This is a genomic window from Bacillus sp. 22475 (assembly GCF_052044835.1).
Lineage (GTDB): Bacteria > Bacillota > Bacilli > Bacillales > Bacillaceae_G > Bacillus_A > Bacillus_A cereus.
Genome location: NZ_JBQENW010000006.1, coordinates 144,859 through 168,264 on the forward strand (window position 1 = coordinate 144,859; position 23,406 = coordinate 168,264).

Genomic DNA, 23,406 nt, shown 5'->3' on the forward strand with positions numbered 1-23,406 from the left:
TGCGTTTTTCCATATGAAAACACTCGTAAATTAGAATATTGTGGATAAATATGACATGCTTAATTTTACCTGCACTTTTTGCCGAATGCTGATACAATAAAGGATGTTACTATTTAGTAGAAAGAGTGGTAAGCATGTTAGATTGGATGAAAAAGCTGTTTAACAAAGAGGAAGAACAAACAGCGATGAATAAAGAAGTACCAAAGCAAATTGAAAGTCAGCCGAAAATTCCTCGTGTAAACCACTACACTGAAGCAAGAGAAGCACAAATGGCAAGTAGGAATGCAGGGAAATGCCGTTTTCCATTAGTACCGGATAATGGGTTCGATGAAGAGGATGTTATAGAAACAGGGTATTTTGAAGAACACTCTGTTCAAGCTGTAACGTATGAAGATCAGCCTATTCAAAGAGGAATAAAAGTGGAAAGAAGCAGACGACCGTATGTGGAGAAGGTAGTTTCTACATATGAAGAACCGGAAGTGCAATATGAACCGGAGCGAGAGTCTGTCATTAAAAAGGCATCTGCACCAGTGCAAGAAAGTAACCGTAGACCATTTCGTCCAACAGAAATGATTTCGCCAATTTACGGATATAATCGTCCTTCTGTAGAGAAAAAGGAAGAAAAGCAGGAGGAAGTAAAGGAAAGAGAAGATCTTGAAATATCTGTAGAGGGCAAAGCAGTTGTTGATGCATGGTTAGAGAAAAAAGGGTATACATTATCGGATTTCTCAGAAGGACAAGCAACGTCTTCTGCTCCAGGTGAAGTAGTTGAACAGAAAGGCCAACAGGGCAAAAAAGAAGAAAAATCAGTTGTTGATCAATGGCTAGAGAAAAACGGTTATGAAATTGAACGCCAAGTGCCTTTAGTAGAAGAAAAAGAAGTGATTAAAGAAATGAGTACACCGCAGGAAGTTTCAGCGGATGAATTACTTCATAAAACAGTAGCTGAGCAGATGGAAAGTGCTAAGCTAGAAAAAGATGTAGTGGTGTTAAACGAAAACAATCTACAAGAAGAAGTAGTAGCTTCTAAAGTAGAGCACGAGGATACAATATTATCAGAAGAAATTAAACGTAATACAGAAATAAAACAACCTACTATTGAAGTAGAAAAGCAAACTTCACAAGAATCAGTGATTGTCAAAGCAGAAGAAAAACTTGAAGAAACAATCATTGTGGAAATAATACCAGAAGAAACTGAAGAAGTAGAAGTAATTGCGGAAACGGAAGAACCAGAAGAAGTGGAAGTAATTACGGAAACAGAAGAGCTAGAAGAAGTGGAAGTAATTGCAGAAACAGAAGAGCTAGAAGAAGTAGAAGTAATTGCAGAAACAGAAGAGTCAGAAGAAGTGGAAGTAATTGCGGAAGCAGAAGAGTTAGAAGAAGTAGAAGTAATTGCAGAAACAGAAGAGTTAGAAGAAGTGGAAGTAATTGCGGAAGCAGAAGAGCTAGAAGAAGTAGAAGTAATTGCAGAAACAGAAGAGTTAGAAGAAGTGGAAGTAATTGCAGAAACAGAAGAGTCAGAAGAAGTGGAAGTAATTACAGAGGCAGAAGAAACAGAAGCGCCTGTAGTAGAGACATTTGTAGCACTTGAGGAAATTCAGCAGGAAGATGAAGTAATTGAACAAAAGAGTGAATTCATACATGTTGCTAAGGCTGATGAACAAACGAAGAAAGATGTTCAAAGTTTTGCGAATGTTTTAATTGCAGAAACAGAGGAAAATAGACGAGTTGTAGAAGAAGCGCCAGTCGCGGAAGAACAATCAGTTGTAGAAGAAGCACCAGTCGCAGAAGAACAACCAGTTGTACAAAAAGAAGAACCAAAACGTGAGAAAAAGCGTCATGTACCATTTAATGTTGTTATGTTGAAACAAGACAGAACACGATTAATGGAAAGGCATGCAGCTAGAACAAAGGCAATGCAGCCTTCTGTTGATGTACGAGTAGAGAATAAGCCAGTGCAACAAGAGGTAGTAGAGCCACAAGTGGAAGAACAACCAGTGCAACAAGAGGTAGTAGAGTCACAAGTGGAAGAGCAACCAATGCAACAGGTGGTAGTAGAGCCACAAGTGGAAGAGCAACCAATGCAACAGGTGGTAGTAGAGTCACAAGTGGAAGAGCAACCAATGCAACAGGTGGTAGTAGAGTCACAAGTGGAAGAGCAACCAGTACAACGAGTAGTAGTAGAATCCCAAGTAGAACAACCAATACAGCAAGTAGTGGTAGAGCAAGTACAAAAGCCAATTTCAAGTACGGAAGTAAAAGAGAAGGCATATGTTGTAAATCAAAGAGAGAACGATATGCGAAATGTATTGCACACACCACCGACATATACTGTTCCACCATTAGCGTTGTTGTCAATTCCACAGCAAACAGCGCTAGATAATACAGAATGGTTAGAAGAGCAGAAAGAATTATTAGATACAACGTTTAATAATTTCCATGTTGGAGCACATGTTATTAATGTATCGCAAGGACCAGCAGTAACTCGTTTTGAAGTGCAACCAGACCCAGGCGTGAAAGTAAATAAAATTACAAATTTAAGTGATGATATTAAGTTAAGTTTAGCTGCGAAAGATATTCGTATTGAAGCGCCGATTCCAGGGAAGAGTGCGATTGGGATTGAAGTTCCAAATAAAGAAAGTAAGCCAGTATTTCTTCGTGAAATTTTAAGAAGTCCTGTATTCACAAAGAGTGAATCACCGCTTACTGTTGCGCTTGGACTTGATATTTCAGGAGATCCAATTGTAACGGATATTCGAAAAATGCCGCACGGACTTATTGCGGGTGCAACGGGTTCAGGTAAAAGTGTGTGTATTAACGCAATTTTAACGAGTATTTTATATAAAGCGAAACCACATGAAGTGAAGTTAATGTTAATTGATCCGAAGATGGTTGAGCTTGCACCATACAATTCTGTTCCGCATCTTGTAGCACCTGTTATTACGGATGTAAAAGCAGCAACAGCTGCATTAAAATGGGCAGTTGAGGAAATGGAACGCCGTTATGAATTGTTTGCACACGCAGGTGCTCGTGATTTAACTCGCTACAATACGATTGTAAGTGAGCGAGAAATTCCAGGAGAGACATTACCTTATATCGTTATTGTCATTGACGAGTTAGCTGATTTAATGATGGTAGCACCGGGTGATGTTGAGGAAGCGATTTGTCGTATTGCGCAAAAAGCACGTGCTTGTGGTATTCATTTATTAGTAGCGACGCAGCGTCCATCTGTAGATGTTATTACAGGTTTAATTAAGTCAAATATTCCAACGCGTATTGCGTTTACTGTATCATCTCAAGTTGATTCACGTACGATTATCGATATTGGGGGCGCGGAGAAATTACTTGGCCGTGGTGATATGTTATTTTTAGGGAACGGTACATCTAAGCCAGTTCGTATACAAGGTGTCTATGTATCGGATGATGAGATTGAAAAAACAGTTGATCATGTGAGAAAGCAAATGAAGCCGAATTACTTATTTAAGCAAGAGGATTTATTAGCGAAAACAGAACAGGCTGAGTCGGAAGATGAATTGTTCTTTGATGCATGTCAATTTGTTGTAGAACAAGGGGGAGCGTCCACATCTTCTGTACAGCGAAAATTCCGCATCGGTTATAATCGCGCGGCACGTCTCATTGAAGAGATGGAATCGCAAGGAATTATTTCTGAAGGTAGAGGAACGAAACCGAGAGATGTCCTTATTTCTGAGGATGAATTTGCCGCTATGCAGGAAACAAATGTATAGTAAACGGTTTTGCTGTATACTAAGAGAAAATGTTGGATAGTAAAGTAGGGAGTAAAGCGACATGAAAGAAATTGAATTAAAATTAAAAGGTGAAATAAATAGACTAACAAATAAAACATTTAAATTTGACGAACGTGTTGGAGAAGGTTGGTTCTCTGCCGTTTACTTTTTAAAGACTAGAGAAATCATCGAAGAATTTCGCCCGAAAAGTGTTGTAACGATGCAATTTTTCCAAAAGGAAAATGCAGTTCTTTGCGGAACGGATGAAGTAATTGCATTGCTACAAACATTCGCTAAAAATCCTGAGGAACTTGAGATTAACTCTTTAAAAGATGGCGATAAAATTAGTCCATTTGAAACAGTGTTAACAATTCATGGTCCTTATGAAAATTTCGGATTTTTAGAAGGTGTCATTGATGGGATTTTAGCTCGTCGTACATCAGTTGCGACAAACGTATATAACGTTGTCCAAGCTGCGCGTAGCGTAGATAAAGAAAAACCAGTTATTTTCATGGGAGACCGTGATGATCATTATACACAACAAGCTGGTGACGGTTATGCAGCATACATCGGAGGTATGAGCGCACAAGCGACGCATGCGATGAATGAATGGTGGGGAAAAAGTGGTATGGGGACGATGCCTCACGCATTAATTCAAATGTTTAATGGTGATGTTGTGGAAGCGGCAAAAGCATATCATAAGAAATTCCCAGAAGATGAATTAGTTGTATTAATTGATTACAACAATGATGTCATTACAGATGCACTTCGCGTAGCGCGTGAATTTGGATCAACATTAAAAGGTGTACGTGTAGATACGTCCCGCACGATGATTGATCAATACTTCATTCGCCACCCAGAAGTACTTGGAACATTTGATCCACGTGGTGTAAATCCATCTCTTGTATTTGCACTTCGCAAGGCGCTGGATGAAGAAGGATTCCAGCATGTGGATATCGTTGTAACTGGTGGATTTGATGAAAAGCGTATTCGTGAATTTGAAGCTCAAAAGGTACCTGTTGATATATATGGGGTAGGAAGTAGCTTATTAAAAATGAATATTGGCTTTACTGGTGATAACGTAGAATTAAATGGGAAACCAGAAGCAAAAGCTGGTCGTAAATATCGTCCAAACCCACGTTTAGAGCGTGTTCAATTAGAAAGAAGAGAAGATATGTAAAAGAGAGAAAAACTGATAGGTGATTGACCCTATCAGTTTTTCTGTTATCATAGTATAGCGGCTTCTTTTTTGCTATAATGGACTTGTTATGGACATATAAAGAAGTACGTACGAGTTTATCCTGATAAGTGAAGGGAAAGAATAACTTCACTACATCAAAAATGTATGATGATTACCAAAATAAGAAAAGATTCATATACTGTCTTATAGATAGGCCGTTGTATTAGTTCGAAATGTTGGAGGTTCTTTAAGATGACAGTTTACCATTTTGTAGGAATTAAAGGAACAGGAATGAGTTCATTAGCGCAAATTCTTCATGATATGAAGCATACTGTTCAAGGGTCTGATTATGAAAAGCGTTTCTTTACACAAACAGCGTTGGAAAAGCGTAGTATCTCGATCCTTCCTTTTGATAAGAATAATGTAGAAGAAGGACAAGTGATTATTGCAGGAAATGCATTTCCTGATACGCATGAAGAAATCGTAGCAGCAAAAGAATTAAACATCCCAGTCCATCGTTACCATCATTTCTTAGGTGACCTGATGAGCCAATACACAAGTGTTGCTGTAACTGGTGCACACGGAAAAACATCAACAACAGGTTTGTTAGCCCATGTAATGCAAGGTGCACACCCGACATCTTACCTTATTGGAGATGGAACAGGGCATGGGGTAGAAAATAGTAAGTATTTTGTATTTGAAGCTTGTGAGTATCGTCGTCATTTCTTGTCTTACAATCCAGACTATGCAATTATGACGAATATTGATTTTGATCATCCAGATTATTTTACAGACATCAATGATGTATTCAATGCATTCCAAGAGATGGCATTGCAAGTGAAAAAAGGCATTATTGCATGTGGAGATGATGAAGAACTTCAAAAAATTCAAGCGAAAGTACCTGTTATTTTCTATGGATTTGGAGAAGATAATGATTTCCAAGCACGTAACATCCAAAAGAGAACAGATGGCACGATATTCGATGTATTCGTTCGTAATACGTACTATGACACGTTCAAAATTACAGGATACGGCAATCATAGCGTATTAAATGCGTTAGCAGTAATCGCGCTTTGCCACTATGAAAACGTTGATGTAGAAGCAGTAAAACATCAATTAACAACTTTTGAAGGCGTAAAACGTCGCTTTAATGAAAAGCCGATGGGAGAGCAAGTTATCATTGATGACTACGCACACCATCCGACAGAAATTAATGCAACGATTGAAGCTGCTCGTCAAAAACATCCAGAGCGTGAAATTGTCGCTGTATTCCAGCCACACACATTCTCACGTACAGAAAAGTTCTTAGATGAGTTCGCGGAAAGTTTAAGCAAAGCTGATCAAGTATACTTATGTGATATTTTCGGATCAGCACGTGAAAAAAAAGGTGAATTAACAATCGAAGATCTGCAAAAGCGTATTGACGGTGCAGAACTAATTACAGATACAACAACGGATGTATTAAAGAAACATAAAAACGGCGTTCTAATTTTCATGGGCGCAGGAGACATCCAAAAATTCGAAGCAGCTTACGTAAAAGAAGTTCAAGTTGCAGAGAAGTAATAGGAAGGACGCATAGCTTGGCTATGCGTCTTTTTTGTTGTGTTCAATTTTTATTTACGTATTGACCTAGAGCTAACTCTAGGTTGTAAGATGAATATGTAAAAACAAGGGGGAGAAAACATGTATAAAATCGGTGAAGTAGCAGAATTAACAGGGATGGGTATTCATACTTTGCGTTACTATGAGAAATTAGGATTATTACCACCACCAACGCGAAATAGCGGGATTCGTCAATATACAGAAGGTGATGTGCGCTTATTAAAATTTTTATATTCATTAAAACAAACTGGAATGTCATTAGAAGAGATGGCTGAGTTTGCAAGTGATGGATGCATTATAGAGGAAATTAGGCAGAGGAAAGAGGAAGTGCCAGCGAAAGTAAAAAAGAGAATTTCAATTTTAACAACTCATTTAGAAAGGTTAAAAGAACAGCAAGAACAATTGCAAAAGGTTGTCCAACTAACAGAAGAAAAGTTGGAAGTTTATTACGGTTTTCTAGAAGGAAAAGACTTGGAGGCCGACAATGAAAAATAAAGTATATGCGCAGTTATTAGGATTTGCAATTTTTACTGGTGGGACATTTAATGCTTCGAAATATGCGGTGCAGTATTTCGAAGCGATTCATATAGCGGCATGGCGTTTTGGGATTGCTGCATTTGTAATGTTATGTCTGTTAAAAATACGAAAAGATTTTGAGGTGGAGGTATGGAGGCAGAATAGGACCTATTATCTTTTGCTAGGTATTGTTGGTGTATTCGGCTTTAACTTCTTTTTCTTTTTAGGAATGAAACATACAGAAGCTATTAATGGTGCACTTATTATGGCGACAAATCCTCTCGTTACGACGCTGTTAGCAAGTGTCATTTTACGAGAGAAAATAGTAAAGCGCCAAGTAAATGGAATGTTACTTGCACTACTTGGTGTTGTTTTTGTGCTTACACAAGGCTCATTTAATACACTACAAAATTTATCATTTTCAAAAGGGCATTTTTATATTTTATTAGGGAATATTTGCTGGGCGCTATACGGTGTACTAGGCAGAAAGTTTATTAAAACTGGTAGCCCAATACAGACTACAACCTATACAATGACTATTGGTGCTCTTGCCTTTACCATCATGTCTTTTACGCAAAAAAGTACAGTGCCATTTTTTGAAATCACCCTATTAGCTTGGGGAGCGATTCTCTTTATGGCAATCGGAATGAGTGTGCTCGGTTACTTATGGTGGAATAATGGAATTGCTCAAATTGGTGCAGCAAGGACATCTTTATTTTTTAATCTAGTGCCTGTTGTTACAATACTTATTTCTTTTATTGAAGGAGTCAATATAACATCTGCACAATCTGTAGGAATGATATTAGTTATTACGGGAGTAGCGTATTCTTCTGGTTTTATACAAAGAAAATCAAAAGAAAGTGTTAATATTTAACTTTTTGCATCTAAAAATGTTAGAATAATAAGAAAAATAAAAAGGGGACTAAAAAACATGTTCACACTCCGAGTAGATGACGAAATCGAACTACAATTATTAGAAAAACATCATAAAGAGGAATTATATCAATTATTAGATCAAAACCGTAATCATTTACGAAAATGGCTCCCTTGGGTAGATGGGACAAAATCTGCTGATGCTTATGATGAGATTTTTCCGATGTGGTTAAAGAAGTTTGCAGAGGGAGACGGTTTTGAAAGTGGTATACGTTACAAAGGAAAGCTCGTTGGGATGGTAGGCATTCATCCAGTGAGTTGGGGGAAGAAAGCGACGAGCCTTGGGTATTATCTTGCAGAAGATGCTGGCGGGAAAGGTATTATGACGCGTAGCGTAAAGGCTGTACTTCACTATGCATTTGAAAATTTAAAGCTGAATAAAATTGAAATTCGTTGCGGTGTTGGAAATGCGAAAAGCCGCGCAATTCCAGAACGTTTAGGATTTAAGTTAGATGGTATTTTACGAGATGAAGAATGGCTATATGATCATTTTCATGATATCGCTGTATATAGTTTACTAGCTTCAGAATGGAAAGAGATTCGATGAACGAGAAGATTCGTATTGTTCCATATGAAGGTACGTTTCAAGAGGAAGTAGTAGATCTTATCGTTCATATTCAGCAAAAAGAGTATAATGTTTCAATTACGAAAGAAGAGCAACCTGATTTACTTGAAATAGAAACATTCTATCAAAAGGATCACGGAAACTTTTGGGTAGCAATTTATGATGGGAAAGTAGTTGGAACAGTAGCTTTATTAGATATTGAGAATCTTCAAGTAGCGCTAAGAAAAATGTTCGTACAAAAAGAATTTCGCGGAAAAGAATGGGGCGCATCACATATGTTGCTTCAAACAGCAATTTCATGGGCTGAGAATAAAAAGCTGAAAGATATTTATTTAGGAACGACAGTTAAGTTTCTAGCGGCACATCGCTTTTATGAAAAGAATGGTTTTCAAAGTGTGGGTATAGACGAGTTGCCGAAAAACTTTCCAGTGTTACAGGTAGATAAGAAATTTTATAGGTACATTGTGAAAAAGGTCATTTAGAAATGGCCTTTTTCTATGAACTAAAATGGAAATAGTGGTATAATTTGGATTAGGGGGTGTAGGTATGAACTTTCCAATTCAAAGAAGTAAGTCAGTAGTCATTTTTGTTTGTCTTACGTTAGCTTTTATGTTTGTATATCCAATTGTCATGCTTTTCACTAATAAAGCGCATTGGATGTCAGCGTTAATTGGGATGGGTTTATGCTTCATTGTAAATGTACCACTCCTTTGGGAAGTATTTATTAAAAAACATAAAGTAGAAAATGGCGTATTAAAGTACGGTGTTTTAAATGACGATATTGTATTGAAAGAGATAAGAATAATTCGTCAAGTTGGGAAATCCCTTGAAATTACGACGAATGCATATAAAGTACATATGGTTGCGATGCCGCAAAATATGGATGAATTCTTGGCGCTTATAGAGAAAGAAAATCCACATGTGAAAATAGAAATGGTAGGGAAGAAATGAAGTATGTAAAACCTTTGTTTTGTTTAGAAATATTATTTGTGCTTGTTGGTTGCACTAGAGTATATATGAAATGGGATCTTCCTTTATATGTTCCGATATCAATCGGTACTATCGCAGTGGCACTTTTATATTATTTTCATTTTCAGCAAACAAAAAGTAAGAACAGTAGATCGATATAGGGTGAGGATAATAAAAAAACGCTCGGATATAATTCCGAGCGTTTTTTATTATTTTAAGTTCTCTGGGTTTAAAGCTTCTAATTCAGGTACAACGAAGCGTCCGTCTTTACGGATTAGTACGTCGTCGAAGTAAATTTCACCGCCGCCGTATTCAGGGCGTTGGATACATACTAAGTCCCAATGAATGTTCGAGTTGTTACCGTTCCATGCATCGTCGTAAGCTTGTCCAGGAGTGAAGTGGAAGCTGCCATCGATTTTTTCATCGAATAGGATGTCTCCCATTGGATGTAAGATGTATGGGTTTACGCCGATTGCAAACTCACCAACGTAGCGTGCGCCTTCGTCTGTATCGAAGATTTTGTTAATGCGTTCTGAATCGTTTGCAGTTGCTTCAACGATTTGACCGTTCTCGAACTTAAGTTGTACATTTTCAAATGTATAACCGTTGTAAGGAGATGGTGTGTTGTAAGAAACTGTACCGTTAACAGAGTCACGAACCGGTGCAGAGTATACTTCACCATCTGGAATGTTTAAATGACCTGAGCATTTAATTGCTGGAATGTCTTTAATAGAGAATGTTAAGTCAGTTCCAGGACCAGTTAAACGAACTTTATCTGTTTTATTCATTAATGTAACAAGGCTATCCATCGCCTTATCCATTTTACCGTAGTCTAAGTTACATACTTCAAAGTAGAAGTCTTCGAAAGCTTCTGTACTCATTTTAGCAAGCTGTGCCATAGAAGCATTTGGGTAGCGAAGAACAACCCAGCGTGTTTTTGGAACGCGAATGTCTCTATGAACTTTTTTGCCAACTGTTTGGCCATGAACTTTCATACGCTCACTTGGAACGTCAGCTTGTTCATTAATATTATCGCCAGAGCGAAGACCGATATAAGCGTCCATGTCTTTCATTACGCTCGCTTCATATGCAGCGATTTGTTCGAAATGTTCTTCAGTAGCACCCATTAATAAAGAGCGATCTACTTGATGATCTTTTAAAGAGACGAATGGGAAACCACCAGCTGCATATGCTTCTTTTACAAGTGCAGTTACAAGTTCTTTTTGTAAGCCAAAGTTTTCAATTAATACTTTTTCACCTTTTTGTAAGCGGATAGAGTAGTTAATTAAATTGTATGCTAACTTTTCAATACGTGGATCTTTCATATGTAAAGCCTCCCTACTAATTATGTATCCTCTCCTATTGTAACCTACTTAGTGGAATTTGTTGAATGATTTATGTTACAGTTAACGAATAAGTATGAAAATTCTAATGATGAGATAGGGATTAGAATGAAACGGAAAATGATTGTATAATAGGGGAAAGTATGAAAAAGATAAAGGAAGTGATGAAATGCAAGTTCTTTTATATGTAAGTGCGGCTATTATCGCGGTTGCTTTCGCAGTATTAGTAGTGTATGTATGCAGAACGTTGTTATCGGTTCAGAAGACGTTAGAAAACGTTGCAAGCACGTTAGAAGGTTTAGAAAAACAAATGCAAGGAATTAGCGTAGAGACAGAGCAATTATTACATAAAACGAATGCGTTAGCTGATGATATTCAACAGAAGTCACAGTCATTAAATAAAGTGGTAGCGGGTGTAGATGGGATTGGAACGACAATCCAATCTTTAAATACGAAGCTTCGTAATGTATCAGACTCTGTAACGGACGAAATTGAAAATAACGCTGATAAAGTAGCGCAAGTTGTACAGTGGAGCAGTGCGGCGATTGAAGTATACAATCATTACCGTGCGTCGAGACAAGAGAAGAAGGTTGAAAAAGAAGAGCGTAAATTAGAAAGAATTGAGAAAAACGCTGAAAAGAAAGAGAAGCGCTCTAGATTTCGTATGAGAGGTGAATCGTGATGAATATGACAAAGCTTGAAACAATTGAAGAGCTTGAAGTCTTAGTAGAAAAGAATGAGCCGTATGTTCTTTTTAAACATAGTACGACATGCCCGATTAGTCACGGTGCATACACAGAATTTCAAGCGTATTGCAGTGAAGAAAGAGAAGTGCCAGCGTATTACTTATACGTACAAGATGCAAGAGATGTGTCAAATCGTGTTGCAGAACAATACAGTATTAGACATGAATCACCGCAAGTGTTATACATAAAAGATGGTATGGTAGTATGGAATACATCTCATTGGAATATTAAAAAAGATGCTTTAGAAGAGAATATAAAGTAAAAAGAAGCAAGCTAAAGGTGCTTGCTTCTTTTTTTTGTTTTTGTTGAAATATATTTAGTGGTACACTATTAATAGTTCAAACTAAATAACTAGATTGTTGAAAGTAGGTTTTAAGTAATGAAGAAAATGGCATTATCCTTCGCAGTCGTAAGTTTATTACTGGGAGCTTGTAGTAACAATAGTAATACGATTAGTAAGAAGGATGAAGTTATACAAAAAGATACAAAAGAAAAAAGTATGATTCCGAGAACTGCTGTTTCTAAAGATTATTATAGAACTGTTATTCCTTTAAAAGAACAAAAGGTTATTAATACAGCTAATATAAAAACAAATTCTAAATTAGATTTAGCAGAGTATGAAAATGGTTTAATAAATATTGCAACGCAGCAATTTGATACAGAGAGCCACGTACTGCAATTAAATCAGTATATTCCAGAGAAACTAGTTGATGAACTAGTTGCGAAAGTAGAAGCGCCAGTTTTGACGAATATTATAGAACAAGACTATTTCGGAAAACAGAATTCAAATGAATTAAGTTTATCTGGTGTTATGATTGGCTTAGCTATGTCTTCAAGTGTATCGAATGAAGAAGCTATGTCTAAAGGGTCTGAAGTTGCTAAACAACTTATTGAAGCTATTAACAAAAATGATAAATATAACAAATCTCCAATTACGTTTGCTATCTTTAAGCAAGAAAGTACAAGTTCTTTAAAAAATGGTACGTATATTGCTAGTGCTACTGTTCAAAAGAATGATACGAACCTTGGAAATTGGAGTACAATTGATGAAAAGTCGTATTCATATCCTTCTGATGAATTTACACAAGCACATGGAGAAGATAATACAAAAATAAATAACTTTGCTAAGGAAATAAAAGGTTTTTCTACTGGAGATTTTATTCCAGTCAACGCAAAAGTTTCTTATAAGAAAGATCAAATGGATACATTAAATATGAATATTGTTATTAAATATAACGGTAAAACAGAATTAATGGCTCTTACCCAATTAGCTGCGCAAGGTATGTTAGACAAATTGCCTAAAGATGCGAAAGTACAATTACAGATCAAGTCCGAGAGTAAAATTGAGGCCGTTATTATAAAAGAGAAAAACAGTGATAAACCGTTTGTTTCCTTCTTGTAAAAAAGACAGTATGTAAACTGTCTTTTTTTTATTTTAAATGAAAATATACAACGTTTTTTGATGGTAATTCATTGCTGTATATCGTGTGACAATCGTATATGTATCAACTATAATAAGTTATCTTAAAAAAGTAATATATAGGAATTTGAAAGAGGTGGCTTTTTATGGCATCACAACAATTAGGCCGTTTACGTTCTGAAATTGATCAACTTAATTTACAAATATTAGAGTTATTAAACGAAAGAGGTCGTCTCGTACAAGAAGTTGGTACTTTAAAAGAAGTATAAGGTGTGAAACGTTTTGATCCTGTACGTGAAAGAAATATGCTGGATTTAATTGTAGAGAATAATAATGGTCCATTTGAAACTTCGACTTTACAACATATTTTTAAACAAATTTTTCAAGCTGGTTTAGAGTTACAAGAAGAGGATCATCGTAAAGCACTACTTGTGTCTTGTAAGAAAAAATAGAAGATACGATTGTTGAAATTAATGCGTGGTGGTGCGTTCAAGCCACATACTTCAACGTATGATTTTCAAGGCCTTGGATTAGCGGGATTACAAATTTTACGCCAAGTAGCAGATGAATATGATTTGGCTGTTATTAGTGAAATTTTAAATCCAAATGATATTGAGATGCCATTAGATTACGTTGATGTTATTCAAATTGGCACTCACAATATGCAAAACTGGCAGCGGATCCTGTAAATAAACGAGTATTATTAAAACGTGGTTTTTCAGCCACGATTGAAGAATTCATTAATGCGGCAGAATATATGATGGCAAAGGGAAATGGGAACATTATTTTATGTGAACGAGGTATTCGCACGTATGAAAGAGCAACGCGTAATACGCTTGATATTTCCGCTGTACCGATTTTAAAGAAAGAGACACATTTACCTGTCGTTTTTGATGTAACGCATTCTACAGAGAGACGTGACCTTCTCTTACCAACTGCAAAAGCAGCGATGGCAATTGGTGCAGACACAATTATGGCTGAAGTACATCCAAATCCCGCTGTAGCTTTGTCAGATGCGGCGCAGCAAATGAATATCCCGCAGTTCAATGATTTTATGAATGAATTAAAATCATTTGGAAGTAAATTATAAAAACTTTTAATGAGCTGTTCCAATAAGGCTTTTTGGGGCATCTGTATAGAGACTGTCATTGTCGATTTTTGTTGGTAAGTTGATATATTTAAAAAATCGCTGATATAATTAGAGTTGTGGTAGATATATTTGGAAAATCGCTGATATATTTCGAGTTACGGTTCATATATTTGAAAAATCGTCGATATAAATTTCATTTACTATCGTACTGCTTAAAATAAGATTTCTACTTAGGAAACATCTATTTTTTTACAAAAAATGCTCTTTTTTCATAAAAAATACGAAAATACGAGAAAAGAAGCGAATTTTTTCGAAACTTTTGCGGGAAAATATTGTATGAGCCTGCGTTTTTATCGTATCATTAGTAAAAGGAAGAACTCGGGACGATTGGTGGCATCTGCAAATAGAGTTGATGTCTTTTTTTCATTCAAGTAACCGATACATAAAAATAGATAACAAAAATAGAAGGAGTGTGCGATGAGATGAACGTAACAATCTATGATGTAGCGCGCGAAGCGAACGTTTCAATGGCTACCGTATCACGCGTTGTGAACGGTAACCCAAATGTAAAGCCTACAACAAGAAAGAAAGTATTAGAAGCAATTGATCGTTTAGGATACCGCCCAAATGCGGTAGCACGTGGACTAGCAAGTAAGAAGACAACTACAGTAGGTGTTATTATTCCTGATATCTCAAATACGTTTTATGCAGAACTTGCACGTGGAATTGAAGATATCGCAACAATGTACAAATATAACATCATTTTAAGTAACTCTGACCAAAACAAAGAGAAAGAGTTCCATTTATTAAATACGATGCTTGGAAAACAAGTGGACGGAATTGTTTTCATGGGTGAAGATATTACAGACATTCACATTGAAGAATTTAAAAAATCTCCAGTACCAATTGTATTAGCAGCGTCATTCGATGAGCAAAATGAAACGCCATCAGTAAATATTGATTATACACAAGCAGCTTACGATGCAATGAAGCACTTTATTGAGCAAGGACATAAGCGTATCGGTTTCGTCTCTGGTCCATTCATTGATAAAGCGGGAAGCGCGAAGAAGTTACAAGGTTATAAAAAAGCTTTAGAAGAAGAAGGTATTTCATATGATGAAAATCTTGTAATCGATGGAGATTACACATATGACTCAGGTATCGAAGCATTCGAAAAGCTTTGGAGCAATGATGAAAAGCCAACAGCAATCTTCGTATCTTCTGATGAAATGGCACTAGGTGTAATCCATGCAGCACAAGACGCTGGATTAAACGTACCAACTGATGTAGAAGTACTTGGTTTCGATAATACACGCCTTGCATTAATGGTTCGTCCGCAACTTTCAACAGTTGTACAACCGATGTATGATATCGGTGCAGTAGCAATGCGTCTATTAACAAAGTATATGAACAAAGAAAAAGTGGAAGATCACACTGTTATCTTACCTCACCGTATCCAATTTAGAGATTCAACGAAGTAAGTATAAAAAAGCTCACAGCATTTGCTGTGAGCTTTTATTCATATTCAGGATAATATTTTTCAATTACTGTATCTACAGTTTCATTTTTCTTAATGTGTAAAAATCTTGCGTACAATTCTTTTCCAGTTTCAAATGGCGTATCGTCTAATTCAAACACATGTAACACTTTTCGGAACGTCCATGTGATTTGCTCATCATACATATTATCGTATGTGTGCTCCGATTGTATAGCTATCTTTTCACCTAGTTCATGAGCTTCTTCTAAACTTTTTGCTTTAACAAGAATAATACTTTCTTCAAAAAGTGTATCGTGATTCTCTTCATAATGCTCATTCATTTTCATAGGATGAGGCTCACCAGAATGAACAGACTCAAACAATAATTTTACAGCGTACATATTATGCTGCATGTTTCACTTTATAAATAATACTTGCGACAAGCGAAGCAGGTATTGTAAATACGTTACTTTGATAATGGTAATGTACTTGGGATTCTTCATAAGACATGTTGTCATATAGTTCGTTTTGTGAGACATTCATTTTTTTCTGTTTTTCTTTGAGCATTTTAATGTAGTTGTACTGTATTGGGACGAGAATGATGAAATAAGCTAATACGATTAGTGAAATCCAAATCATTATGAACACTCCCTTACAAAGAATATTTGTATATGGTAATTATATCGATTTATATGAAAAATATCCATATTTTCCTAGTGGTCAATTTCTTTTCCAAAATGCAAAAAGTTCTTCAGCGCTTCGTAAATTATGTTCAAGGCATGTTTGGGCAGTGCGTTTTAAAACTTTGTATTAACTGTTCTAATCTAGAAGGATCATATTGTTTCACATGGCCAGTAATAATGGTTTCATCTTTGTCTAAGTCAATTGTAATTTAATCGAATCGCTCTACTTGTTTAAAATATCCTACAATATCATCTTTCAATTGAAATTCTCCCTAGTTTATAGCTTATTTAGAAGATTTCTCTATAAATTGTATGATTCCTTGTTATATGTCACATAAGTGCAAATTTACCTATTATAGGGCAATGTAATGTATAATAGAAAGAAAAGGCTTGTGAGGGGGGAGAAGAGATGATCGTTCTTTGGATAATTACGCTTTGTATGACTGCTATTTTTGCATATATGACGTTAAAACAAAATGGCTTAAAGCGATTTGTTCCAGGAAGTATTCTTGCAGGAATTGCCCTTATCACGTATGTAATTTCTATTTTTATTGAAAGTGTATCAGTAGATATGAGCACAAGTTTAATGTTTATTGGTATTACACTATTTGCAGGTAGCATTATGGTACTTATGGTTGCTGGTATTATTTTATTTATTCATATGAATTCAGAAACGTTATAACATATAGAAAAGGCATGTCCCTTGGGACATGCCTTTTTATCCGTTCAATTATGCTCTATCTTTAGAAGAATTTTGTTGCTTTAATAAGTCGCGAATTTCGCCAAGAAGAACTTCTTCTTTTGTTGGTTCTGGAATTTCTTCCTCTTTTTCGTCTTCTTTTTTAGATGTTAGTTTGTTGAAAACTTTAATAAACATAAAGATAGAAGCTGCGATAATTAAGAAATCAAAAATTGTTTGGATGAAGTTACCATACATAACAGCTGATTTACCATATCCAAAGTGTAAATCTGTAAAGTTAACGCCACCTAATACCATACCAAGTAATGGTGTAATAATGTCTTTTACTAAAGAACTAACGATTTTACCGAATGCAGCACCGATTACAACCCCGACAGCTAAATCAACGACATTCCCTTTGAAAGCGAACTTTTTAAACTCGTTCCACATGTGTTAATCCCATCCTTTCCACGATTCAATATGAAATTTATAATTCCTATCAACATATTCTATAGAAATTTACGAGAGAAATAAAGAGGAAATGGGAATGAAAGTAAATTCTGAAAAATGTATCCGTTTTAATTTTTGTTTACATCATCTAGTAAAGATTGTAGCATTTGCTGCGTTTTTAATCCTTCTAATCCATCTACAACAGGCTTTGTATCGCCTTGTACACACTCAATAAAATGATGAACAGCATCTTCAAAACCACGTTGTTTTAACGTCGTATCCCATGATGGGGAACCACTTTGTGAAACTGAGTTTTCCTGTTCAATTTCAAATGTATTCATATTTTTTACGCGAATGATTTTCCCTGGCGTTACAAGTTCAATTTGTTCTAAATTTGTACCGGCATGGCGATGCATTGCAGTAGAAAGTAACAGTCCACTTGGAGTTGTATATGTATGATGTCCGTAAAGAAGTTCATTCTTTTCATTGATTTGCATCATATTGTGAACGACGTTAAGGTCATTATTAGCTAACCAGCGAGCTGTATCTACAATGTGTAAATAATCATCTAACATAGTGAAATCGTACGTATATGGCCCGACTTTATTTGTGCGATGCTTTTCAATTCGAATCCATGAAATATCATTAGCCTGTTCTTTGGCAGCGACATACATAGGAACGAATCTGCGATTAAATCCGACCATTAATTTTCGGTTATATTTCTCGCTCAACTCGACTAGTTGCTCAGCTTGTTCCACTGTAGCTGCTAGCGGCTTATCAACATAAACGTCGATCCCTTTTTTCAGAAGTTCAGAAATGATTTCATAATGTGATGCAGTTGAACTATGCACGAAGATTGCATCGCATTCCGAAGCTAACATTTCAATAGAATGAAAGTCTTGAATCCGGTATTGCTGGCAAACTTGTTTTCTTTTCTCCTCGTTAGGTGTAAACGCCCCTACAAAATTCCAATCTGTTTCTTTTGTAAGTGTTGGAAGATAGGCCTTTTGCGCAATACTTCCAAGTCCAATCATCCCAATTTTAGGTTTGTTCATTTTTATTCCCACCCTATTAATATTAATGTAACGGCTTAAATGTAGCATAGGGTGGGGGAGGAAGGCAAAAATTAGCTTTTTACTTACGTCCTTCTAACAAAATCTTCTCTATCTCTTCAAAGTGATGAGCGCGAGCATGCTCTAACGGGGTAACACCATCATGGTCTGGAATATTTACATCTGCACCGTGCTCAATAAGAAGGCGAATGACTTGTTGCTGTGTTTCGTTTCCGTTATTTAGTAAGATGGCTTCCATTAAAGCTATCCATCCGAGGTTATTTACATGATTTACATCAATATTTGTTCGAGTGAGGAGTTCTTTTATAACTTCAATATAGCCATGTTCTGAGGCTGGGATAAGAGCTGTTCCACCGTAACGATTTGTAATCGTAGGATCTGCACCAGCATCAATTGTTAGCTTTAAAATGTCTAAGTAACCTTCCGCACCGGCGTATAGAAAGGGATTGTTTTTCATGTCATCTTGGATATTTACATCAGCACCAGATTCGATAAGCGCTTTTGCGGTTTTTACATCATTTTTGTATGTAGCAATCATAAGCGGAGTGCGTCCTTGATTATCCGTCGCATTTATATTTGCGCCTTGTTTTAGTAAAGATATAACAGTATTCGTTTCATTTTTTTCAGTAGCTGCTAGTAGTGCAGTCTCCATGTTTGTCATCTCCTTTTTTACTTCTTGTTCTTGCGAGCATCCTTGTAAAAAAATTACGCAACATATCATACTGAATGTTTTTTTGAACATGGAATTTCAACCTCCTAATTTCAACTTTAAAATAGGAACATTAAATTTTTATAAACTGACGCTAAAATTACTATAAAATCGCTTGAGTATTTGAACATATATTTTTATGCTTATGAATATGAAGGATGGGTAAAGTGAGGATGTAAATGATGTCTATTAAAACAAGGTTTTTATTTTCTTATATTGCTGTAATTCTCGTTTCTATTACGCTCATATTAGTCGCGGGATTTTTAATTGTTTTTTCGATAACAGGTGACTTGGAAGCAGTGAAAAATTTCTATAAAAGTTCTTACATTCAAAAGCCGCTTACAGCAGAAGAAGAGAATGCCTATCTTGAATTAAAATTAGCGGCAAAGCAACATCAATCTCAATTATTAGATGAATCGTTCGTTTCATCAATTGAAAAAGAAGGCGTGAAAATAATTGTAAGAAAGGGAGAAAACATTTCTTATGCTACAAAGGGTTTTGAAAGTTCGACTTTAACAGAAGCCCTTCCGAAATTTGAAGCAGCAAATATTAATAGTCGTGGTACAACGGAACTAGGTGATACATTTTATCGATATGTAAAATTTGATTTTTATTTTGCAGAGAAAGAAGAAGGGAGTATATTTGTACTAAAAAAGCAAAGTTCATTTGTAGACCTTACACAAAAATTATTTCCAATTTTATTCGTAGCGCTTTTACTGCTAGCAATATTACTCATTGGATTAGTAAGTTATTTCGTCTCAAGAAGTGTGATAAAACCAATTTTTGTATTGAAAGATGCGACTGCGAGAATTAAAGAAGGGAATTTAGATTTTCAAATTCCAGTTACATCCCATGATGAAATCGGGCAATTAAATCAAGGGTTTGAGGAAATGAGAAAGAAATTAAAAGAGTCGATAGAGATGCAAACACAGTATGAAGAAAATCGAAAAGAGCTCATTTCAAACATATCTCATGATTTAAAAACACCGATCACTTCTATTATTGGATATGTGGAAGGTATAAAAGACGGGGTAGCAAATACGCCAGAAAAAATGGATAAGTATTTAATGACCATTCATACGAAGGCAAAACATATGGATACACTCATTGATGAGCTCTTTTTATTTTCGAAGCTTGATTTGAATAGAGTTCCCTTTCAGTTTGAAACGATAGAGTTAAACGTGTTTATGCAAGAATTATTAGAAGAGATGCAGATGGATTTAAGTGAGGAAGGTATAGAAGTTCACTTACAATTACATTCATCACCACTATATGTAACGGCCGATTGTGAAAAGATAAATAGAGTGATATCCAATTTAATTCATAACAGTGTGAAATACATGGATAAAGAAGAGAAGAAAATTACTGTAACAGTATTAAATGATAACAATACAGTCATTGTGAAAGTGATGGACAATGGATCAGGTATAGAAGCTGATACGCTGCCGTATATATTTGAGCGGTTTTATCGTGCAGAGCAATCGCGAAATTCTAGCACAGGTGGAAGTGGACTTGGCTTAGCAATAGCGAAGCAAATTGTTGAAGAACATAGCGGAGAAATTTGGGCGGAAAGCGAGCTTGGTAAAGGCACAAGCATTTTCTTCTCATTGGAAAAAGTAGAGGAATGTGGTGAGTAAATTGAAAAGAATTTTACTAATAGAAGATGAAGTAAGTATTGCAGAATTACAGCGAGATTATTTAGAAATTAATGATTTCCAAGTTGATGTAGAGCATTCAGGAGAAACAGGTTTACAAATAGCCCTGCAAGAAGAATATGATTTAATTATTTTAGATATTATGCTCCCGAAAATGAACGGATTCGAAATTTGTAAACAAATACGTGCTATAAAAGACATTCCAATTTTACTTGTTTCAGCAAAGAAGGAAGATATAGATAAAATTCGCGGACTCGGTTTAGGAGCGGATGATTATATAACGAAACCATTTAGTCCAAGTGAATTAGTCGCAAGGGTAAAAGCGCATATTTCTCGTTATGAAAGATTATCAGGAAATGTGAGTAAGCAACGCGATACGCTATACATTCACGGAATTTCTATTGACCAGCGAGCAAGAAAAGTTTTTATAAACAATGAAGAAATCGCGTTTACAACGAAGGAATTTGATTTATTAACATTCTTTGTAACGCATCCAAACCAAGTATTAAATAAAGAACAGTTATTTGAACGTATTTGGGGACTAGACTCAGCTGGCGATTTAGCCACTGTCGTTGTTCACATTAGAAAGCTACGTGAAAAAATTGAAAGAGATCCCGCTCATCCGCAATATATTGAAACAGTGTGGGGAGCTGGTTATCGCTTTAACGTGTAATGTACCTGCCGAGTAAGTGGCAGGTTTTTTATTGTTATCTGGACTAAAAGGGGAAAATAGGTAATTTATGTTAAGATATAGAGAAATAAAACATAGGAGAGCATGAGAGGGCGTGCTACATTTTGGGAGATACATTAAAAGATAATAAATTAAACAGGGCTTTAAAGATTGGAACCAATATCATACTTATTTTATTAATTATTGGTGCAATTTAAATGTTTTATGATGAAGACCCTACAAATGATCATTTCGGTGGGTTATTTATGATGATCTTTTTTGGAATTAAAATAATTTCTAGTTTTATGATGAGTATAAAAGAAGGAGATAAAAAATCGATATTCATTGATGTAGGTTTAATGATTTTTTTGTTCTGCTTGCTGTTTTTAGTGTGAAATATTTCTTTTGAAAATTAATATATGGATTAACGAGGCTTTAATAGAATAAGCCTCGTATCTTTCTAGGCTATTCAATATTTAAGCCCGATTGTGAAAATGACTCTACATTAGAACGGTTAATATATTTTATTGTGATATTAGGTATTTTCCTTTGAAAATAGGACTCAATTCACTCCAAACATCAAATTTATTACCATCTAAATCATAAAAAATAAAATTCTTTCCACCATGTCCCCTGTTTTCAATTTCTTCAACTATAATTTCTTTTTTTATAAAGTCCTTATGAATTGACTCTAGTGCATGTAATCCGTTAACTTCAAATGTTAAAGAAAAGCGTTCTTCACCATGAAAATCGAAAAAATTTAAACGTTGATTATCTTGGGATTTAACGAGAAAAAAGCTTTGATTTGCAAAGTTAATAATAGCCTTGTCTTCATCTTTAAAGCTCAACTCTGCTCCTAATTTGTTTATATACCAGTTTGAAGAAAGTTCTACGTTGGTAACTGGAATATAAGTCGTTCCAACTCTTAATAATTTTTCTTTCATCCAATTGTCCTCCTTTAGTAAAACAGCACTAATAAACTTGTTCTATTTTCCTATACTTATTGCCTTTGTGAATCCTTAATTTCCTTTTTAAACTCAAAAAATTCTTGGGTAATAGAAATAAACCGATTGTCCTCTTCTAAAAAAGGATAATGGTTACTCTCCTCAAATGGAATGAAGATAGAATTACATATACCCTCATGCATCTCGATAGAATACTGAATCGGGCACTGCACATCATATCTTCCGCATATAATAAGTGTTTTTGTTTGGATAGAAGGTAAATGCTCTCTTAAATCAAATGACGGATATTCATTGGCGAAAGCATTCATTCGGCTAGTAGACATTGTTTTTTGGATTGGTTTACAAAAATAAGAGTTGTAGTTTTCCGGTTTATGCAATGATAATTTTGCTCTCTCAGTAGATAGTTCTTTTCGTTCTTCACTTGTAAGATCAGGTTTTTTTAAGTTTTCGATGAGCTGTTGCATATAATGAAACTGTGGGTGTGCTAGGTGATAAATGCAAAATGATGTTTCGGTATAATTACTTGCTGCAGCTCCGGCCACGACTAATGATTGTAAGGAATGTGGATATGTAATCGCATATAAAAGTCCAAGCATACCACCTGTTGAATGACCGGCGAAATGCCATGTTGGGAGTTGTAAAGCTTCTCGTATTGCCTCTAAGTCGTGAACCGTTTCAATCATACGTAATTCTTTTGCTGAATTGGCTTTTGCTGAGTTACCAGCGTCTCGTAAATTAATGAGGAATACACGATGTGTAGCAGTGAAAACATCCGCAAAGTAATCACCAGTTTCATTAAATTGTGAATAGTGATGTGTAATACAGAGTGGTTCGCCATTTCCTTTTGTAAAGAGTTCAAATGTGCCGCGTTTTGTATTGATTATTTGTTGTTTCCACATAATATCACGACCTTTTCTCATAAAAGTTGGACCAGT

General features: G+C 35.6%; 24 protein-coding genes and 2 pseudogenes. 18 read left to right on the forward strand and 8 right to left on the reverse strand.

Features of this window, described 5'->3' with window-relative positions; genetic code table 11:
* Nucleotides 1-134 precede the first annotated feature (134 nt).
* The 9 genes from ACTJJY_RS12365 to ACTJJY_RS12405 all read left to right on the forward strand — a co-directional run bounded on the left by ACTJJY_RS12365 (nt 135) and on the right by ACTJJY_RS12405 (nt 9,672).
* Entirely contained in the window at nt 135-3,746 is a 3,612-nt protein-coding gene (locus tag ACTJJY_RS12365; RefSeq protein WP_440605622.1) for a DNA translocase FtsK, read from the forward strand.
* A gap of 61 nt (nt 3,747-3,807) precedes the next feature.
* Nucleotides 3,808-4,926, forward strand: a complete 1,119-nt coding sequence (locus tag ACTJJY_RS12370; RefSeq protein WP_440605623.1) for a nicotinate phosphoribosyltransferase — start codon at nt 3,808-3,810, stop codon at nt 4,924-4,926.
* A gap of 252 nt (nt 4,927-5,178) precedes the next feature.
* On the forward strand, nt 5,179-6,489 hold the full coding sequence (gene murC, locus ACTJJY_RS12375; protein ID WP_098611450.1) for a UDP-N-acetylmuramate--L-alanine ligase: 1,311 nt from the start codon (nt 5,179-5,181) through the stop codon (nt 6,487-6,489).
* A gap of 120 nt (nt 6,490-6,609) precedes the next feature.
* Nucleotides 6,610-7,023, forward strand: a complete 414-nt coding sequence (locus tag ACTJJY_RS12380; RefSeq protein ID WP_440605624.1) for a MerR family transcriptional regulator — start codon at nt 6,610-6,612, stop codon at nt 7,021-7,023.
* Nucleotides 7,013-7,918, forward strand: coding sequence for a DMT family transporter (locus tag ACTJJY_RS12385; RefSeq protein ID WP_440605625.1), 906 nt, complete (start codon nt 7,013-7,015; stop codon nt 7,916-7,918). The genes ACTJJY_RS12380 and ACTJJY_RS12385 overlap by 11 nt, the downstream gene beginning before the upstream one ends.
* A gap of 57 nt (nt 7,919-7,975) precedes the next feature.
* The gene (locus ACTJJY_RS12390; RefSeq protein WP_000494681.1) at nt 7,976-8,524 is read left to right on the forward strand and encodes a GNAT family N-acetyltransferase; all 549 of its coding nucleotides are present in this window, start codon (nt 7,976-7,978) and stop codon (nt 8,522-8,524) included.
* On the forward strand, nt 8,521-9,024 hold the full coding sequence (locus ACTJJY_RS12395; RefSeq protein WP_440605626.1) for a GNAT family N-acetyltransferase: 504 nt from the start codon (nt 8,521-8,523) through the stop codon (nt 9,022-9,024). Before ACTJJY_RS12390 ends, ACTJJY_RS12395 begins: the two co-directional genes overlap by 4 nt.
* Nucleotides 9,025-9,088: 64 nt before the next feature.
* Nucleotides 9,089-9,493, forward strand: coding sequence for a PH domain-containing protein (locus ACTJJY_RS12400; protein WP_440605627.1), 405 nt, complete (start codon nt 9,089-9,091; stop codon nt 9,491-9,493).
* On the forward strand, nt 9,490-9,672 hold the full coding sequence (locus ACTJJY_RS12405; RefSeq protein WP_440605628.1) for a hypothetical protein: 183 nt from the start codon (nt 9,490-9,492) through the stop codon (nt 9,670-9,672). Before ACTJJY_RS12400 ends, ACTJJY_RS12405 begins: the two co-directional genes overlap by 4 nt.
* Nucleotides 9,673-9,720: 48 nt before the next feature.
* On the opposite strand, the gene ACTJJY_RS12410 is transcribed toward ACTJJY_RS12405, so the two are convergent.
* A complete protein-coding gene (locus ACTJJY_RS12410; protein ID WP_000654729.1) occupies nt 9,721-10,836 on the reverse strand; it encodes an aminopeptidase in 1,116 nt (371 codons plus the stop codon).
* Between the two features lie 187 nt (nt 10,837-11,023).
* On the opposite strand from ACTJJY_RS12410, the gene ACTJJY_RS12415 reads away from it, so the two are divergent.
* From ACTJJY_RS12415 to ccpA, 5 genes and pseudogenes are all read left to right on the forward strand, one after another.
* Complete coding sequence (locus ACTJJY_RS12415; RefSeq protein ID WP_001197721.1) at nt 11,024-11,536, forward strand: DUF948 domain-containing protein; 513 nt, start codon at nt 11,024-11,026, stop codon at nt 11,534-11,536.
* Nucleotides 11,536-11,862 (forward strand): bacillithiol system redox-active protein YtxJ, encoded by a 327-nt coding sequence (gene ytxJ / locus ACTJJY_RS12420; protein WP_001057469.1) that lies wholly within the window; start codon nt 11,536-11,538, stop codon nt 11,860-11,862. Before ACTJJY_RS12415 ends, ytxJ begins: the two co-directional genes overlap by 1 nt.
* A gap of 117 nt (nt 11,863-11,979) precedes the next feature.
* The gene (locus tag ACTJJY_RS12425; protein ID WP_440605629.1) at nt 11,980-13,002 is read left to right on the forward strand and encodes a CamS family sex pheromone protein; all 1,023 of its coding nucleotides are present in this window, start codon (nt 11,980-11,982) and stop codon (nt 13,000-13,002) included.
* A gap of 164 nt (nt 13,003-13,166) precedes the next feature.
* A pseudogene (locus ACTJJY_RS12430) lies at nt 13,167-14,110 on the forward strand (bifunctional 3-deoxy-7-phosphoheptulonate synthase/chorismate mutase).
* Between the two features lie 482 nt (nt 14,111-14,592).
* Nucleotides 14,593-15,591, forward strand: a complete 999-nt coding sequence (ccpA, locus tag ACTJJY_RS12435; protein ID WP_001103303.1) for a catabolite control protein A — start codon at nt 14,593-14,595, stop codon at nt 15,589-15,591.
* A 34-nt stretch (nt 15,592-15,625) separates the two neighbouring features.
* Here ccpA and ACTJJY_RS12440 read toward each other — a convergent pair whose 3' ends face one another.
* Nucleotides 15,626-15,988 carry a DUF4288 domain-containing protein gene (locus ACTJJY_RS12440; protein WP_440605630.1) on the reverse strand — a complete coding sequence of 121 codons (363 nt, stop codon included), beginning with the start codon at nt 15,986-15,988 and terminating at the stop codon, nt 15,626-15,628.
* A 1-nt stretch (nt 15,989) separates the two neighbouring features.
* The gene (locus ACTJJY_RS12445) at nt 15,990-16,226 is read right to left on the reverse strand and encodes a DUF3949 domain-containing protein (RefSeq protein WP_000637899.1); all 237 of its coding nucleotides are present in this window, start codon (nt 16,224-16,226) and stop codon (nt 15,990-15,992) included.
* 453 nt (nt 16,227-16,679) lie between these two features.
* Between ACTJJY_RS12445 and ACTJJY_RS12450 the strand changes: the two genes are divergently transcribed.
* Nucleotides 16,680-16,952, forward strand: a complete 273-nt coding sequence (locus ACTJJY_RS12450; RefSeq protein WP_000636589.1) for a DUF3917 domain-containing protein — start codon at nt 16,680-16,682, stop codon at nt 16,950-16,952.
* A 48-nt stretch (nt 16,953-17,000) separates the two neighbouring features.
* Here the strand turns inward: ACTJJY_RS12450 and mscL are convergent, their stop codons facing one another.
* The 3 genes from mscL to ACTJJY_RS12465 all read right to left on the reverse strand — a co-directional run bounded on the left by mscL (nt 17,001) and on the right by ACTJJY_RS12465 (nt 19,214).
* Complete coding sequence (gene mscL / locus ACTJJY_RS12455) at nt 17,001-17,399, reverse strand: large conductance mechanosensitive channel protein MscL (RefSeq protein WP_000267015.1); 399 nt, start codon at nt 17,397-17,399, stop codon at nt 17,001-17,003.
* A gap of 128 nt (nt 17,400-17,527) precedes the next feature.
* On the reverse strand, nt 17,528-18,454 hold the full coding sequence (locus ACTJJY_RS12460; protein WP_440605631.1) for a Gfo/Idh/MocA family protein: 927 nt from the start codon (nt 18,452-18,454) through the stop codon (nt 17,528-17,530).
* A 79-nt stretch (nt 18,455-18,533) separates the two neighbouring features.
* Nucleotides 18,534-19,214 carry an ankyrin repeat domain-containing protein gene (locus ACTJJY_RS12465; protein ID WP_440605632.1) on the reverse strand — a complete coding sequence of 227 codons (681 nt, stop codon included), beginning with the start codon at nt 19,212-19,214 and terminating at the stop codon, nt 18,534-18,536.
* A 149-nt stretch (nt 19,215-19,363) separates the two neighbouring features.
* On the opposite strand from ACTJJY_RS12465, the gene ACTJJY_RS12470 reads away from it, so the two are divergent.
* The 3 genes and pseudogenes from ACTJJY_RS12470 to ACTJJY_RS12480 all read left to right on the forward strand — a co-directional run bounded on the left by ACTJJY_RS12470 (nt 19,364) and on the right by ACTJJY_RS12480 (nt 21,901).
* Complete coding sequence (locus tag ACTJJY_RS12470; protein WP_440605633.1) at nt 19,364-20,818, forward strand: ATP-binding protein; 1,455 nt, start codon at nt 19,364-19,366, stop codon at nt 20,816-20,818.
* Nucleotide 20,819: 1 nt separating this feature from the next.
* Nucleotides 20,820-21,509, forward strand: a complete 690-nt coding sequence (locus tag ACTJJY_RS12475; protein WP_440605687.1) for a response regulator transcription factor — start codon at nt 20,820-20,822, stop codon at nt 21,507-21,509.
* Nucleotides 21,510-21,631: 122 nt separating this feature from the next.
* Nucleotides 21,632-21,901 (forward strand): annotated as a pseudogene (locus ACTJJY_RS12480) (hypothetical protein).
* Between the two features lie 129 nt (nt 21,902-22,030).
* Here the strand turns inward: ACTJJY_RS12480 and ACTJJY_RS12485 are convergent.
* A complete protein-coding gene (locus tag ACTJJY_RS12485; protein ID WP_440605634.1) occupies nt 22,031-22,450 on the reverse strand; it encodes a VOC family protein in 420 nt (139 codons plus the stop codon).
* 56 nt (nt 22,451-22,506) lie between these two features.
* Nucleotides 22,507-23,391: an alpha/beta fold hydrolase gene (locus ACTJJY_RS12490; RefSeq protein WP_440605635.1), complete on the reverse strand. Its 885-nt coding sequence runs from the start codon at nt 23,389-23,391 to the stop codon at nt 22,507-22,509.
* Nucleotides 23,392-23,406: the final 15 nt, after the last annotated feature.